This window comes from Aquibacillus albus (assembly GCF_016908325.1).
Classification (GTDB): Bacteria; Bacillota; Bacilli; order Bacillales; family Amphibacillaceae; genus Aquibacillus_A; species Aquibacillus_A albus.
This window is the reverse complement of the sequence record NZ_JAFBDR010000001.1, coordinates 305,940-321,268: the sequence shown is the minus strand read 5'-3', so window position 1 is coordinate 321,268 and position 15,329 is coordinate 305,940. Positions and strand designations below refer to the sequence as shown.

Genomic DNA, 15,329 nt, shown 5'->3' with positions numbered 1-15,329 from the left:
ATCTTAATGATGATAAATATTTCCATAAATTATAATAGCCCTTTGAAGGTACGTTACACCAAGACTACTAATCCAAATATATTACAATTTATAAATAGCTGTATATTTTTTAGTTAAATAATCAACGAGATACTTTGAATTTAGTGATTCTCCAGTTACATCATTCAATAACTGAAGTGGTTTTTTCATTTTACCAAACTGGTGAATATTTTGGTTTAGCCATTGTTTAATTTCTTTAAAATTACCGCTTCTAATACGGTCATCGATATTCATTTGTTTTTTCAAAGAATGGTTGAATTGTGCTGCATACATATAACCAAGTGCATAGGATGGAAAATATCCAAAGTCACCCGCTGACCAATGAATATCTTGTAACACACCTTCTTTATCAGTTGGTGGTGTTATACCTAGATAATCATTCATTTTCTGATTCCACAGATCAGGTAAATCCTTGACAGCTATCTCGCGATTAATTAATGCTTTTTCAAGCTCATAGCGAATCATAATATGAAGGGAGTATGTTAATTCATCTGCTTCTATTCGAATTAAGGAAGGCTTTACCTCATTAATAGCACGATAAAATTCATCAAACGGAATCGGTTCAAAAGGAGTTGGAGCAATCTGTTTAAACAGATCAAAATGGTTCTCCCAAAACGCTTCACTTCTAGCAATAAAGTTTTCCCAAAACAACGATTGTGACTCATGGATACCCATAGATGTTCCCGATGCTAACGGTGTTTGAGCTAAATCTTGTGAAATATTTTGTTCGTAAAGTGCATGTCCACCTTCATGAATCGTTCCAAATACTGCCATTCTAAAGTCATTTTCATCATAACGAGTCGTTACACGTACATCGTTGGTGTTAATAGATATGGCAAACGGATGAATCGTTTGATCCAATCTTCCAGCATCAAAATCATATCCCATTCGTTTTAAAATTTCTAAACTAAAAGATTCCTGCTTCTCTTTTGAAAAATGATGCTGCAAGATGGATGGGTCAGGCTTTACAGATGCGTTATTTATCTGATCTACTAATTCTGCTAATGAATCTCGTAACGATGGGAATACTTCATCCAAAATTTCAGTGGTGATACCAGGTTCATAATTATGTAATAAGGCGTCGTAAATATTTTTTTCATAACCCCAATACTCAGCAAATTTTATATTATACTCTACTAATTTTTCTAGATAGGGTTGCAGTAACTTAAAATCATTTTTTTCACGAGCTTCTTGCCATATTGTTTCAGATTTTGATCGAAGTGTAACGAATTGCTTATATTCTTGAACCGGTATTTTTCGATTCCGCTCATATTCTTCTTCACATTCTTCAACCGCCTTCTGAATCATTTCATTTTCTGTATTTCCTTTTAATGCATCAATGAACTGCTTCATTTTGTCGGAAGTCGAAAAGTTGTGAAGTTTTTGCGATAAAACACCAATAACCTCTGAACGTTGCTCGAATCCCTTCTTTGGGGCCTTTGTTCGTAAATCCCATTGAATTAATGATAATGCTTCTTCATACGCTTTTTGTTCTTTTAAAAAAGTCAAAAATTCACTTTCTTTTTGATTCATCCCCTTATTCCTCCTTCACCCTTTTTCCAAAATATTGATAATAATCCGTACGAATGAACCCATTAAATAACTTTCTTTTTTTTGTCGCTTTTCTGCCAAATAAAGATTCAAAGTTTTCATTGGAAGTTAAAATGTAAATGCTCCATGAGGGATGATTCTTCATAGCTGCTCCAAATTCCTTATACATTTTTTCAACTTCACTTCGATCTCCAATTCGTTCCCCATATGGCGGATTACCAATAATATAACCATTATTTTGTTTAGGGTTAAAATCTTTTGCTTGCATCTGCTTCCATGTAACAAGATCTCCTAAACCTGCTTCAATCGCATTATTTTTTGATATTTCCACCATACGCTGGTCAATATCGGATCCTGTAATATCCAAAGGTTGATCATAGTTTGCTAAGTCTTCTATTTCTTCATATGCTTTATCCCATACGGTTGAAGGTACGATATTCCACTTTTCAGAAGCAAAAGAACGATTAAAGCCTGGAGCAATATTTTGTCCAATCAAGGCTGCTTCAATAGGAATTGTCCCTGAGCCACAAAATGGATCAACAAATGAATCATTTGCTCTCCAATTCGTTAGTAAAACCAATGCTGCAGCTAACGTCTCTTTTAATGGTGCCTCCCCTTGACCAACTCGATATCCTCTACGGTGTAGACCGGAACCTGATGCATCAATTGTTAGTGTAGCCAAGTCTTTATGTAATGCGACTTCAATTCGATATAGGGATCCTGTCTCTTCTAACCAAGAAGCAATACCATATTTATTTTTCAAACGCTCTACAATGGCTTTCTTAACAATGGATTGACAGTCTGGAACACTATGTAAGGTTGATTTAACCGATTTTCCTATAACAGGAAATTCACCATTCTCCGGTATAAAATCTTCCCAATTTAACGCTTTTGTATTTTCAAATAACTCATCAAAGCTTTTTGCTTTAAATTCTCCGATTAACAGCTTCACTCTATCTGCTGTTCGCAGCCACAAGTTGCAACGAGGGATAGCTGAAACATCAGCAGAAAATAATACACGGCCATTTTGTACGGTTGGTTCATAACCTAAATCCTTTACTTCCTTTGCAACAACGGACTCTAACCCCATTGCCGCAGTTGCTATTAATGTGATGTTTTTTTTCATTTGTACTTCCCTTCTTCTTTAATGATTGCTCTGTTAAAGGATCGTGTTGACCATTAAAATCAACACTGAACTTAAACACAGGCTAAATGATTGACCTATAAAAAAAGCCCTTTCTAAAAGCAATTACCATTAGAAAGGACTCCTGTTTACTAATATAGTATAACCAAATGAATGTTTTATAAGCCATGTTCTGTTCTTTTGTACTACAAACGGTGGTTAGCCTCGTACGCAAGTAGTAATCATCTATCTACAAGCAAGTGCTTGTCCCTTTTTCAGTTGTATTCCCTAATCAAGGATGCCCCTACCAATATTTGGGTTACTCACTCGTGGGGTTTACCGCGTTCCACTCAAGTAGTTTCCTACCTGACTACGTCACTGTGGCACTTTCAAGGTCAATACCTTATCCAAAAGGACTTAGGTATTATTCCTGCCGTTAACCTACGTAGGTTACCTTGGCTTATGATTTTGCCAAGCACGAACACTACAAACATCTCAGCTTGTGTGAGCATGGACTTTCCTCTACACGTAAAGATACGTGCAGCGATTACTCAAACATTCATTTTACAATTATTAATTGTATTCATCTTTCTGATAATAGTCAACAGGTACTAACAACTTATCACTTATTGGTAATGAAAGGCAGTCTCGTTTCTTTTAAGAATCAGCATACTTTTTTCCAAACACTGCTTTTTCTAGGTTTGAGAGCCTTTTTAATATGTCGTAATTAACTTGATGATTGGATGTAGTAGTTCTAGTCCTGGATTGATCTGTTTGCTTTTTTAATCGATCATTTTCCTGTTTTAACCGGTCAATCTCTTGTTGATAATTTTCATAGTCTTGAATCACAACATCTAAAAATTCATCTACTTCTTCTTGGTTGTATCCACGCATAGACGTTTTAAAATTTTTTTCCAATATATCTTTAGCATTTAGTTGAATTCGATCTATTGACATTTGTTTCACCTCATATTTCCACAACTTACCCTTTATTTTTTCAAATAAACGATAGAATGTCAATCATTGTTGCCATATTCTGTGTTTTCATCCATTATTTCACGAACAACCTCTTCGATATCATAGGGAGTAATCATGAGCACTTGATAATACGATTCTTTATTTACTTTTTTTAATTCTTCTAAAAAAAAGCTTGTACTTCCTGGATATTCCTCATCCACTAGTACTAAACAGGCATCACTTTTATTAATCAGCCACTTATCTCGAGCTTTAAATTGAAAAGGTCCCTTATACTCACTTTGATATATCGGTTTAAAAAAGTCCACTTGCTGGGTTAATTCCTGAAAGCTATTTTGATAATGCTCTGGCCAATTTTTATCCATATGTTCAAAGGGTGGAATGATACCTATTTTAATGTCATAGATCTGCTTTAATTCTAGGACAACTTCAGCAGTCCATTGCTCAACTCCCATTTGGCCAGAAACTAATATCCATTCTAACCCCTCCTCTATCAATGAAATTAGCCGTTTCTTTATTGCTGCCTTTATAAAATCTATCTTATGATCGTTTGGTTTAAAAATATTCATCTCAATTGGTTTGTACCCTGTTACAGTTAATATTTTCATTATTATTCTTCCTAACTTACTATATTCATAGGTCATCAATCAAAACAACAGTCATAGTATAAGAACAAAAGCGCAAGAGCCCTGGTAGCGACGTATGGACTGGGACTGCGGTTACTCGTCCCACCGAAAACATTTGGACTGAACCGCAGGAGATAAAGGAAACACGGTGAACAAAGTGAACCGATGTTGACTTATCGTACGGAGGTGAGGGAAGTCTCACTAGTCGCTGGGCGCTGGAGCTGGACGTCGCTAACCTACACCATTTATCCACAAGCCAGACATTTTATAATTTCCTATACCAAGAAAAAGGCTAGTAAATCCTAGCCTTTTCCTTCATTCATTACTTTTTGAATCCTTTAAATTTTCCAAAACTAGGATTAGCAGGAGATATTGGCCCTGATCCTGGTACAGGTCCTACTCCTGGCCCTGGTCCCGCTGTTGGTCCTACAGATCCTGGTCCTGGTCCTCCTGCCGGTCCTACAGCTCCAGGTCCTGGTCCTCCTGCTGGCCCTCCAGCTCCTGGTCCTGGACCAAACGGTGGAGTTGGTTGAACATTTGGTCTTGGTGGTGAAGGGACCTCATAAGAACCTCCATAAATATTTACACTATCCACGGTATTACCATATGACGTAGAATGAGGATATTCATGAATGTTTTTAACGAGATGATGATTAACAACATTTGTATGAGCAGGATGCACATGTTTTACATTGCTTTCACTGCATGTGTGCACTTCATTATATTTTGTTGGATAAACCACCGTATCAACTGGCTTTGGGCATCCGAAGGGTTTATGATGTCTCATATCAAGTCTCCTTTCTTTTTCGTGTTCCATATTAACCTATGTAGAGACAGGGAGACATGTCTAAGACAATTACCTAATTTATTATATATTTTTTATTATAAGTCTAAATCACTTGAATCAAACGAAAATGGAAGCAGTTCTTCTACTGTTAACGTTTTAATTTTATTTTGTAAATTACTTGCATAAACCGTTACTTCTTTTTCAAAAAATTCACTCATTACCTGTCTGCACGAACCACAAGGAGGTACGGGGCGATGCGTATCAGCTACAACTGCAAGTGCTTCAAACTCTTTCTCGCCTTCTGATATAGCTTTGAATATGGCAACTCTTTCTGCACATAAACTAACAGGATATGCTGCATTTTCTATATTACAACCAAGAAAAACTTTCCCTGATTTTGTTAAAAGTGCTGCCCCAACTTTAAAGTTAGAATAAGGAGTATAAGCTTTGCCTCTTACTTTTTTCGCTTGTTCTATTAGTTCCAATTGGTCCATATAAATAACATCCCTTCAATTAAGGTAAGCTTTATTCCGATTACTTTTGGGATAGTGTAAAAGAAATACCATAAAATGTAAGTTGAATATTTCTTTTAGCTATCTGCTGTTTGATTAGATAAATCATTTAATAATATGTCTAAAACATAATGGACAGATTGGTTTAGTTCCATATACCTTTTCCGCTTAACGTCAATATAATAACTGTGCAATAACAGTAACTCCATATTTTCTTTCGTCGAAGCAATTTGTTGAGGATGGACATGAACCTCTCTGTTTTTCACAAATTCTAATGCCTCATCCTCCCATTTTTTTAATCGTTCATATACAGGTGTAGTCTTATGTTTAACAAATTCAAAAAAAGCTTTATCTCTTTTATCCTCTGGTTTTTCATTTTCTAGATAATGTGCTTTTAATTCTTCTAATATTCGTTTTAGGTCACGTGTTGTTTTAGTTAAATTCATATGCAACGATCCCGCCTTTCCTTTCTACTTTATCATTATTTACGGGCTAATTGCATTTTTTTAAACCAACTTTTAAATGGATTACTCTGTTTAATATATGTTACTTGTTTTACTTCTTGTTTTGATGTTTGCTGCTTTACTCTTTTCAATTCACTTCTCAAGTGTATAATTTCCGATTGTAGTTCTTCAATTTCTTGTCTATGAGATAACGTCATTGTAAGTACAACCTCATCAGCCTTAGTAGAAATTCTCTGATCAATTAAACGAATTCTTTCTGACAATTCCAAATAAGCTTTTTCAAATTCCTTCTTTGACAATGCATTATTATTATCGTACTCAAAATGTTTCAATGCCAAACTCATAGAAAACTCCTCCTTCATATCTTTTTCGCTATATTCGATATTCGCTTTCTCCCTGCCGTTACCTGCATAGCCGACAAAACTAGAAGAAAAGATACATTATTAGTGTATTTGTGTCGTATTTTTTACTGTCTTTTGCTTCAAACTACAAAGAAAGGAGGGATTTTTTATGAACAAAAAAGCAAAATTTAACGATAAGAAAAATAACGTAAAAAAAGAGGAAGAAAAACGAACCGGATATGGCGACAAAAAGTTAGAAGGACCAGACCGACCATCTGTATAATAAGATGTATTTAAAATAACCTTTGCTTTCAGAGCAAAGGTTATTTTCATGGGCCAAAGATATACTAAATATCAACACTATCCTTCAACCTGATCCTAAAAGATAAAAACCTCTACCCTTAAGTATTGCTAGGATAACCATTGGTCAATTCGATCTAACCACTTTCTTTTTTTATAAAATTTATCCCATGCATTATCTTTTGTGGAAACTTCTTGTGGCTTCCACCATTTTTGTTTAATACCCCCATTTTTAAACCAATCTTTTCGAACTTTATCTTGATGATCGATAACTGGATAAATCGATCGCAACATCGGTGACGACTTTTTTACGTTAGCGTACATGTATTGCTCATAATCAAATCTAGATCCCGTATGTTCTGTTTGTAATGCAAAGTCAAAAAAACCATCGTAAAAGTCTGAGTGAAACAGAATGCTCGATAACTTTTTCCCTAATTCTATCCGCTTTGATACATTGGAAAAATCATGAACTTCGGATGCAAATACTTCACCAGAGCGCATCGGAAATATCACCATACTTAAATGAAAAAAATCTTGAATAAGATAAGGCCAGTTTAAGAAAACATGTTTTTTGAAAAACGGATGATCTGTAACAGGGGATTCGATAACATTCTGTTCATTAATAATCAGAGCAATTAACAGTCTATTTTCATTTTTATTTTTCCAATATCGAATCCATTCATCTTTCATAAAGGTGGATACATGAAAATAATCTAGAAGGTGGAACATTGGTCTCTGAATGCATTTCGATAATTGATACAATAATAATTGTGGATAGGCATCCGAAAAAATTAACCAATTTGCCCTTTCATAAGTGGAAAACAATTGTGTTCTTAACTTATTCGATAGATATTTTTGAAACAATCGCGTCTCAAGGTCTGTCATATTCCAACCAGCATTCCTAGACACCATACTTGCTAAGAAAGCCCATTTCACCTCAGGAAACAGCTGGTAATAAGCTTGATAAGCTTTCGTGCGCGAAATGTTATCTCGGTTATATCTTTTTGTTTTATTTTCTATATAATAAACAAAATCATTTTCAAGATCACCGCTCCACTTCATGTTATGTACCTCCTACTTTATTAGGATGTACAATTTATTTATTTTTACTTTTTAGTTCTCATTAACAATCATTATTTGATATGATACGAACAGGCGTGAGGGGGAATCTATATTGAAATATCCTAATGGAAAGAAGCCTTCTTCTTCTATTCAGCAGCAGATTAATAATAAGACAAGCTTCAGTAATAGAGGAATGACTTTGGAGGAAGATATAAATGAAACCAATAATTATTATTTGTTACAAAATAAAGCAGTCATTCATAAAAAGCCAACACCTGTTCAAATTGTGAAGGTTGACTATCCAAAACGTAGTGCAGCAGTCATTAAAGAAGGATATTTTAAGCAGGCATCTACTACAGATTATAACGGTATATATCGCCATCGGTATATTGATTTTGAAGCAAAAGAAACGAAAAATAAAACATCTTTTCCTTTAGCAAATATTCATGAACATCAAATTAACCATATGAAATCAGTAGTCGATCATGGAGGAATATGTTTTTTAATCATTCGATTTTCTTCTCATTCTGAAACCTTTTTCTTACCAGCTATGAAACTTTTTACGTTTTGGGAAAGTCAAAATAATGGAGGAAGAAAATCCATACCTTATTCTTTTATGAAACGAGAAGGGATTAAAATCCCTTTTAAATTACACGAAAGAGTTGATTATCTATCTGTAATTGATCAGATTTACTTTTAGAAACGGAGGAAGATGAGTGATGGCAAAACAAAGCCAATCTCGATCTGCTAGAAGAAAGCAACGAAAGCAAAACAAAAAAACAATTTGGAAAAAAGTACTACTCTTGATCATTATTCTTGGTGTTGTATCCATGTTAGGTATAGGTGCTGTATTTACTTATTATGTAGCTGGAGCCCCAGATATTAATGAAGCACTGTTATCTGATCCAGCGTCTACTAAAGTTTATGATATCAATAAAGAAGTGTTCGCTGATTTGGGTACCTATAAACGCACCAAAATTAGCTATGATGATCTGCCCGACGTACTGATTGATGCTGTCATTGCTGCGGAGGATGCACGCTTTTTTAATCATCCAGGAATTGATTTTCAAAGGATTGCTGCAGCGATTTTAGGTAATATAACAAACGGATTTGGTTCAGAAGGTGCAAGCACCATTACACAGCAAGTAGTTAAAGGCTCTTTCTTATCACCAGAAAAAACATTGAAGCGTAAAGTTCAAGAACAATGGCTTGCTATACAAATAGATAGTCAATATTCAAAGGAAGATATTTTAACCATGTATTTAAATAAAAATTTTTACGGAGCACAAGCCTATGGTGTTGCAAAAGCAGCAGAAACATACTTTGGAAAAACTGATTTAGATGAACTCACCTTACCTGAATCTGCGTTACTGGCAGGACTACCGCAAAGGCCTAGTGCATATGATCCATTTGTTAATCCTGATTTGGCAAAACAACGAATGGATACAGTTTTAGATTTAATGGTAATGCATGGAAAAATAACAGAAGAAGAAGCAAATGAAGCTAAACAAGTAAGTATTGAGTCAATGCTAATTAATAAACGTCCTGACTCAACACCTTACGAGGCTTTTTTACAAAAAGTTGCTGAAGAGGTCGAAGAAAAGTTAGACATTAACATTTATAAAGAAGGTATTGAAGTTTATACTACCATTGACCAAAATGCTCAAAAGAGAGTTGAAATGCTACTGACTGATAGCGAAGAAAATCCAATAACCTATCCAGATGAAAACTTCCAAGCAGGACTAACTGTGTTAGATACCAAAACTGGAGCTATTCGAGCGATAGGTGGTGGACGAAACCGTGATAATCAAAATGGTTGGAATTATGCCTTCCACGGTAATGGAAGGCAACCAGGTTCAACCATTAAACCAATAACAGCTTATGGACCAGCTATAGAAACGAATAAACTATCTACTTATCATCAAATTAATGATGATAAACCATATGACGTTGCTGGTAGTTCACCAATTGAAAACTGGAATCGTTCTTATCAAGGATGGGTATCGATGCGTTATGCCCTGCAATGGTCATTAAATGTACCTGCTGTAAAGACGCTAGAAGAAAATGGCTATAGTAACGCACAATCTTTCGCTGAAAATTTAGGAGTAACTTTTGCAAATGATTCGATGACAATTCGTGATGCCATTGGTGGAACATCCACCGGAGTCACTCCAATGCAATTAGCTGGTGCTTATCGCGCTTTTGGTAATGAAGGTATATACAATGAACCATATGCCGTAACAAAAGTTGTTTATAGTGATGGCCGTACAGTTGACTTGAAACCAGAAGCAGAAGCAGTTATGTCTCCATATACAGCATACATGATCACAGATATGCTTAAAACTGTTGTTAGAAGTGGTACTGGAACGACAGCAAATATACCGGGGCTACCTTTAGCTGGAAAAACTGGGACAACCAATTTAGAAGATAAAGAAGGAAGCCCAGATTCTTGGTTTAGTGGATATACAACGAATTATACGATAGCAGTTTGGACTGGTTATGATGATCAAAAAAGGGTCCTTCCAAACACAAAAATTTCACAAGAACTTTTCAGACATACAATGGCCTACATTTCTGAGGGGATTGAAACTCCGGATTGGGAAAAACCGAATTCCGTTGTAGAGGTTAGTGTTGAAAAAGGGACAATTCCTGCCAAATTACCTAGTGAGCATACACCTCATTCTGAAATTATAACAGAGCTTTTTGTAAGAGGGACAGAACCAACAGAAAGATCACAAAAGTACCATCAATTAAATCCGGTTCAAGAACTAACCGCAGAATATGATGAGGATGACAACGTAATATTAGTAGAATGGGATTATGATGAAGACGATGACACTCCTGTTTCGTTTGAACTTTCAGCTGGCACAGACGGTTCGTTAACTAAATTAACAACAACAAAAGGGACCGAATTAGAAATAGGAAATGTTGATCAAGGTAAAATTTATCAAATCGAGGTAGTCGTTGTTAGCGATAATAATGCTCAAAATGTAAGTAATCCAAGTATTGTGGAAGTTGAAATTCCAAAAGAAGATGAAGAAGTAGACGATGATGATGATAACGACAACGATGACACCAACAATGATAATAATGAAGATAATAATAACGAAGAAAATGGTGACGAAAATAATAACGAAGAAGAAAACAACAATGATGAAAGGAATAACGACGATAATAATAACGGCGATAGTAACCTTGATGAAAATGAAGATGACGAAAACCAACCATTGGATCCTGAAGATATTATAGATACACCAAACGAAGGTGAAGATAATAATTCTTAACTATTTTATGACCAATAAACGAATTCTATGGGAAATCACAACTAAATAACAGATTAAATTACAATAGAAATAGCACACAAAACGCATGGATAATCAGATCCATGCGTTTTACATTTTCTTATCTTCCGCTTCATATTTTAACGCCTGCCATAAATAAATCATTCATTTTATCTTGCTCGCATTCTCTTTTGTCCTTCTCTACAAATATCAAGGAGTCGACACTCATCACAGTTAGGATTTTTTGCTTTACAGTGATATCTACCGAAAAAAATCATACGATGATGTGTATCACTCCACTCTTCTTTCGGGACTTTACGCATTAACGTCTTTTCAACCTCTAAAACAGAATCTTTCCATTTACATATACCTAATCGTTTTGATACTCGTTCTACATGGGTATCTACCGCTATCGCTGGCTCTTTAAAAGCAACTGATGCTACAACATTAGCAGTTTTCCTTCCTACTCCTGCTAGCTTTTCAAGTTCTTGCTTTGATGAAGGTACTTCTCCACCATACTCGTCAATGAGCATTTGACATAACTTTCGTATATTTTTAGCTTTATTACGATATAAACCGATCGAACGAATATCTTGTTCCAGCTCTTCTATGGAAACTGCCAAATAATCTTCAGGGGTTTCATATTTATTAAACAAATCCTTTGTTACTTTATTAACAAGTGCATCTGTACATTGTGCAGATAAAACGACAGCTATCACTAATTCAAATGGATTTTTATGAGTCAGCTCACATTCTGCTTCAGGAAACATTTCTTCCATCACATCTAAACAAAACCGTATCTGCTTTTTATTAAGCATCTATCTCCCCCCCCTACTCTTCCTCCAACCAGTTATAGTATAAAGAAACATCTCTGTTTGTCATTTTATTACCTTCTTTATTATTCTGATTAGTATGGAATGATTTACTATGATTTCTAGCTTGTTCAACAGATCGAATTCCTTTTTTCTTCCATTCTCTCAGTATTCTATCAATATACTTAAAATTAAGTTTTCCCATTAAGACTGCTTCACGTAATGCAGCTTTTATTAATGAGGGTTGTTGTTCGTCGTCATCGATCCAAATATTAATTGTCTCTATTTCAAAAGGAGACAATGGTCTGCCAAATTCTTGCTCAAATAAAATGAAAATATTTCTTTCTTGTTCATAAACATTATTGGATTGCTCTTCTTTTAATGTATACAATTGAGACCATAATTTTTCAAGGGAATAGCATTCACTTAACATGTCTTGTTCGTTTTGTTTTTGGTCAATCGAAAGCATGTTATTTTGAATCAATTTCCTTAATGTTTGTGCACATTCTTGTTCAGACAATGTAATATAATTTGATATTTCATTGGGAGTTGGAAAATGATTTCCTTCCATATAAAAACGGTGAATTTGCAAAATCACCATTACTTCTGTCTCAGATAAGCCAATCCTGACATAATGCTTTAAAAGTAAGGATGGAACGATAAGTTGATCTTTAAATAAAGCTTGATATGAGTAATTATTAGTCAAAAATTTCACCTCGCAATGATTATATCATGAATGGTTCTCGCTTATATAAACAGAAGTTCATCGTAACATAAAATGATCAAGGTACGGCGACACTTTATTTAGAAAACGTGGAAAGGACTGGCATTTTTAAATACAAATATTGTTCATCTTATTTATTTGTACCAAAATAGGAGAAATCCCTTGAACTATAGTACAAGGGATTTCATCTTTATGGATATAAACGATTTAGTAATCGTGGGAAAGGAATCGTTTCTCTCACATGATCCACGCCCGCTATCCAGGCGACCGTACGCTCTAAGCCCAGTCCAAACCCAGAATGTGGGACACTGCCATATTTACGTAACTCTAAATACCACTGATAGGCATCTCCAGTTAAATGATGCTCTTTATATCGTTGCTCCATTAATTCCAAATCATCGATTCGCTGAGAACCCCCGATGATTTCGCCGTATCCTTCAGGCGCGATTAAATCAGCACATAATACAACATCAGAACGATTTGGATCAGGTTTCATGTAAAATGCTTTAATTTCTGTAGGGTAATGGGTAATAAAAACTGGTTTTTCAAAACTTTCTGCAATTGCAGTTTCATGAGGCGCACCAAAGTCCTCTCCCCATTCTATATCATCAAAGCCTTTTTCTTTTAATAAATCAATCGCTTTATCGTATGTAATACGTGGAAACGGTGCCTGTATTTTTTTTAGAGTTTCTACATCTCTCTCCAAAGTATTTAATTCTAATTCACAGTTCTCAAGCACAGATTGAACAATGTGAGAAACATATTCCTCTTGAACATTGAGGTTGTCCTCGTGATCCATGAAAGCCATTTCTGGTTCAATCATCCAAAATTCAATTAAATGTCTTCTCGTTTTAGATTTTTCTGCACGAAATGTTGGACCAAAAGAAAATACTCTTCCAAAAGCCATGGCAGCCGCTTCCATATACAGCTGACCACTTTGCGATAAATATGCCTCTTCTTCAAAATACTTTGTATGAAAAAGCTCTGTCGTTCCCTCGGCAGCTGACCCAGTTAAAATTGGCGGATCAATTTTAACAAACCCTTGTTTATTAAAAAAGTCATAGGTGGAACGTATAATTTCATTCCGAATTTTCATGATGGCATGCTGTTTTTTAGATCGTAACCATAAATGACGATGATCCATCAAAAATTCCGTACCATGTTCTTTTGGCGTGATTGGAAAGTCAATAGCTTCATGGATAACCTCCATATTATTAACTTGTAATTCATACCCAAATGGGGAACGAGTATCCTCTACTACTTTCCCTGTTACGTAAAGAGAAGTTTCTTGTGAAATGTTTTTTGCGAGCTGAAATGTTTCTTCAGATACTTCTGCTTTTACAACAACACCTTGAATAAATCCAGTTCCATCTCTTAATTGTAGAAAAGCAATTTTTCCACTGGATCGTTTATTAGCAAGCCATACGCCAATCGTAACTTCTTCTCCTACATGTTTTGCAACTTCTGCTATTGTTGATTTCAAAATAGTTACCTCCGTTATCGCTTATTGATGATTGTTAACAAAACGTTTGATTCGTTTTGATGCTTCTTCTAGTTGATCTAAAGAGATGGCATAAGATAAGCGCACATTATTAGGAGATCCAAACCCTGAGCCTGGAACCAACGCTACTTTTTCCTCTTCTAATAAAGCAGTCACCCATTCATCTACTGTATCAAAGCCGTTCAATTTAACAGCTTCACTGACATTTGGGAATAGATAGAATGCTCCTTTAGGCTTGACACACTGAATCCCAGGAATATCTGTAATCCACTCATATAATTTAGATAGTCGTTCTTTAAAAGCTTCTCGCATTTTATCCACTTGCTCTTGTGTTGATTCGTAGGCAGCAGTAGCAGCATATTGAGCTATAGAAGTAGGGTTTGATGTTGAATGTGATGCCAAATTCGTCATCGCTTTAATTATTTTATTGTTTCCAACTGCATAACCAATTCTCCATCCTGTCATAGAGTGCGATTTGGAAACGCCATTGATAACAATGGTTTGTTCCTTTAATTCCGGAGAAATTTCTGCTATAGAAACATGAGGTTCATCCGTATAAATTAATTTTTCATAAATTTCATCTGACACAATTAGCAGCTTGTGTTTTAAACATATGTCTCCGATTGCTTTTAACTCATCTTTTGTGTACATAACACCTGTAGGATTACTTGGTGAATTAATAATGATTGCTTTTGTTTTAGGTGTGATGATGTTTTCTAATTGATCTGGTGTGATTTTAAATTCATTTTTCTCTAATGCTTCAACAATTACCGGCTTACCCTCTGCAAGCTTAACCTGTTCTGGATAACTTACCCAGTAAGGAGCAGGTATAATTACCTCATCGTCAGGATTTAATAATACTTGAAACAAAGTAAATAATGCGTGTTTAGCACCAGTAGTAACAATGACTTCATCATTTTGGTAAGTTAATCCTTGATCCTGTTTCATTTTTTTAATAATCGCGTTTTTTAACTCGACTGTTCCACCAGCTGGAGTATATTTTGTAAACCCATCATACATTGCTTTATTAGCAGCTTCTAAAATATGTTCTGGTGTATTAAAATCAGGCTCACCAGCCCCAAGACCAATAACATCATGTCCCTGTTTTTTTAACTCTTTTGCCTTCGCAGTAATAGCCAATGTTGATGATGGTGTTAACGTTTTTACACGGTTTGCAAGCTCCATTTTATCACCTTTCCCTATTCAAAATTTTACTAATTGGTGCGTATTC

General features: G+C 35.2%; 15 protein-coding genes and 1 other RNA gene. 2 read left to right on the top strand and 14 right to left on the bottom strand.

Annotated features, from left to right (window positions below):
* Window positions 1-81: 81 nt before the first annotated feature.
* From JOC48_RS01745 to JOC48_RS01700, 10 genes are all read right to left on the bottom strand, one after another.
* Complete coding sequence (locus JOC48_RS01745; protein WP_204497317.1) at window positions 82-1,572, bottom strand: carboxypeptidase M32; 1,491 nt, start codon at window positions 1,570-1,572, stop codon at window positions 82-84.
* Between the two features lie 4 nt (window positions 1,573-1,576).
* Window positions 1,577-2,716 carry a THUMP domain-containing class I SAM-dependent RNA methyltransferase gene (locus JOC48_RS01740; protein WP_204497316.1) on the bottom strand — a complete coding sequence of 380 codons (1,140 nt, stop codon included), beginning with the start codon at window positions 2,714-2,716 and terminating at the stop codon, window positions 1,577-1,579.
* Window positions 2,717-2,890: 174 nt separating this feature from the next.
* Window positions 2,891-3,272: RNase P RNA component class B (gene rnpB / locus JOC48_RS01735), an RNA gene on the bottom strand.
* A gap of 98 nt (window positions 3,273-3,370) precedes the next feature.
* Complete coding sequence (gene gpsB, locus JOC48_RS01730; RefSeq protein ID WP_204497315.1) at window positions 3,371-3,670, bottom strand: cell division regulator GpsB; 300 nt, start codon at window positions 3,668-3,670, stop codon at window positions 3,371-3,373.
* Window positions 3,671-3,729: 59 nt separating this feature from the next.
* The gene (locus JOC48_RS01725; RefSeq protein WP_204497314.1) at window positions 3,730-4,296 is read right to left on the bottom strand and encodes an SLOG family protein; all 567 of its coding nucleotides are present in this window, start codon (window positions 4,294-4,296) and stop codon (window positions 3,730-3,732) included.
* A gap of 340 nt (window positions 4,297-4,636) precedes the next feature.
* Entirely contained in the window at window positions 4,637-5,101 is a 465-nt protein-coding gene (locus tag JOC48_RS01720; protein ID WP_204497313.1) for a CotD family spore coat protein, read from the bottom strand.
* A 95-nt stretch (window positions 5,102-5,196) separates the two neighbouring features.
* Window positions 5,197-5,595, bottom strand: coding sequence for a cytidine deaminase (gene cdd, locus JOC48_RS01715; RefSeq protein ID WP_204497312.1), 399 nt, complete (start codon window positions 5,593-5,595; stop codon window positions 5,197-5,199).
* A 95-nt stretch (window positions 5,596-5,690) separates the two neighbouring features.
* Window positions 5,691-6,059 carry a DUF1798 family protein gene (locus JOC48_RS01710; RefSeq protein ID WP_204497311.1) on the bottom strand — a complete coding sequence of 123 codons (369 nt, stop codon included), beginning with the start codon at window positions 6,057-6,059 and terminating at the stop codon, window positions 5,691-5,693.
* Between the two features lie 35 nt (window positions 6,060-6,094).
* Window positions 6,095-6,421, bottom strand: a complete 327-nt coding sequence (locus tag JOC48_RS01705; protein WP_204497310.1) for a hypothetical protein — start codon at window positions 6,419-6,421, stop codon at window positions 6,095-6,097.
* 408 nt (window positions 6,422-6,829) lie between these two features.
* On the bottom strand, window positions 6,830-7,780 hold the full coding sequence (locus JOC48_RS01700) for a DUF2515 family protein (RefSeq protein WP_204497309.1): 951 nt from the start codon (window positions 7,778-7,780) through the stop codon (window positions 6,830-6,832).
* A gap of 112 nt (window positions 7,781-7,892) precedes the next feature.
* Here JOC48_RS01700 and recU point away from each other — a divergent pair, with 112 nt between their 5' ends.
* Together recU and JOC48_RS01690 are read left to right on the top strand one after the other, a co-directional pair.
* Window positions 7,893-8,480 (top strand): Holliday junction resolvase RecU, encoded by a 588-nt coding sequence (gene recU / locus JOC48_RS01695; protein ID WP_204497308.1) that lies wholly within the window; start codon window positions 7,893-7,895, stop codon window positions 8,478-8,480.
* A 19-nt stretch (window positions 8,481-8,499) separates the two neighbouring features.
* Window positions 8,500-11,064: a transglycosylase domain-containing protein gene (locus JOC48_RS01690; RefSeq protein WP_204497307.1), complete on the top strand. Its 2,565-nt coding sequence runs from the start codon at window positions 8,500-8,502 to the stop codon at window positions 11,062-11,064.
* A gap of 167 nt (window positions 11,065-11,231) precedes the next feature.
* On the opposite strand, the gene nth is transcribed toward JOC48_RS01690, so the two are convergent.
* From nth to JOC48_RS01670, 4 genes are all read right to left on the bottom strand, one after another.
* Window positions 11,232-11,879, bottom strand: coding sequence for an endonuclease III (gene nth / locus JOC48_RS01685; RefSeq protein ID WP_204497306.1), 648 nt, complete (start codon window positions 11,877-11,879; stop codon window positions 11,232-11,234).
* A 13-nt stretch (window positions 11,880-11,892) separates the two neighbouring features.
* Window positions 11,893-12,588 (bottom strand): DnaD domain-containing protein, encoded by a 696-nt coding sequence (locus JOC48_RS01680; RefSeq protein WP_338024212.1) that lies wholly within the window; start codon window positions 12,586-12,588, stop codon window positions 11,893-11,895.
* Between the two features lie 199 nt (window positions 12,589-12,787).
* Window positions 12,788-14,080: an asparagine--tRNA ligase gene (gene asnS, locus JOC48_RS01675; RefSeq protein ID WP_204497305.1), complete on the bottom strand. Its 1,293-nt coding sequence runs from the start codon at window positions 14,078-14,080 to the stop codon at window positions 12,788-12,790.
* Between the two features lie 21 nt (window positions 14,081-14,101).
* Window positions 14,102-15,283, bottom strand: a complete 1,182-nt coding sequence (locus JOC48_RS01670; protein ID WP_204497304.1) for a pyridoxal phosphate-dependent aminotransferase — start codon at window positions 15,281-15,283, stop codon at window positions 14,102-14,104.
* Window positions 15,284-15,329 lie beyond the last annotated feature (46 nt).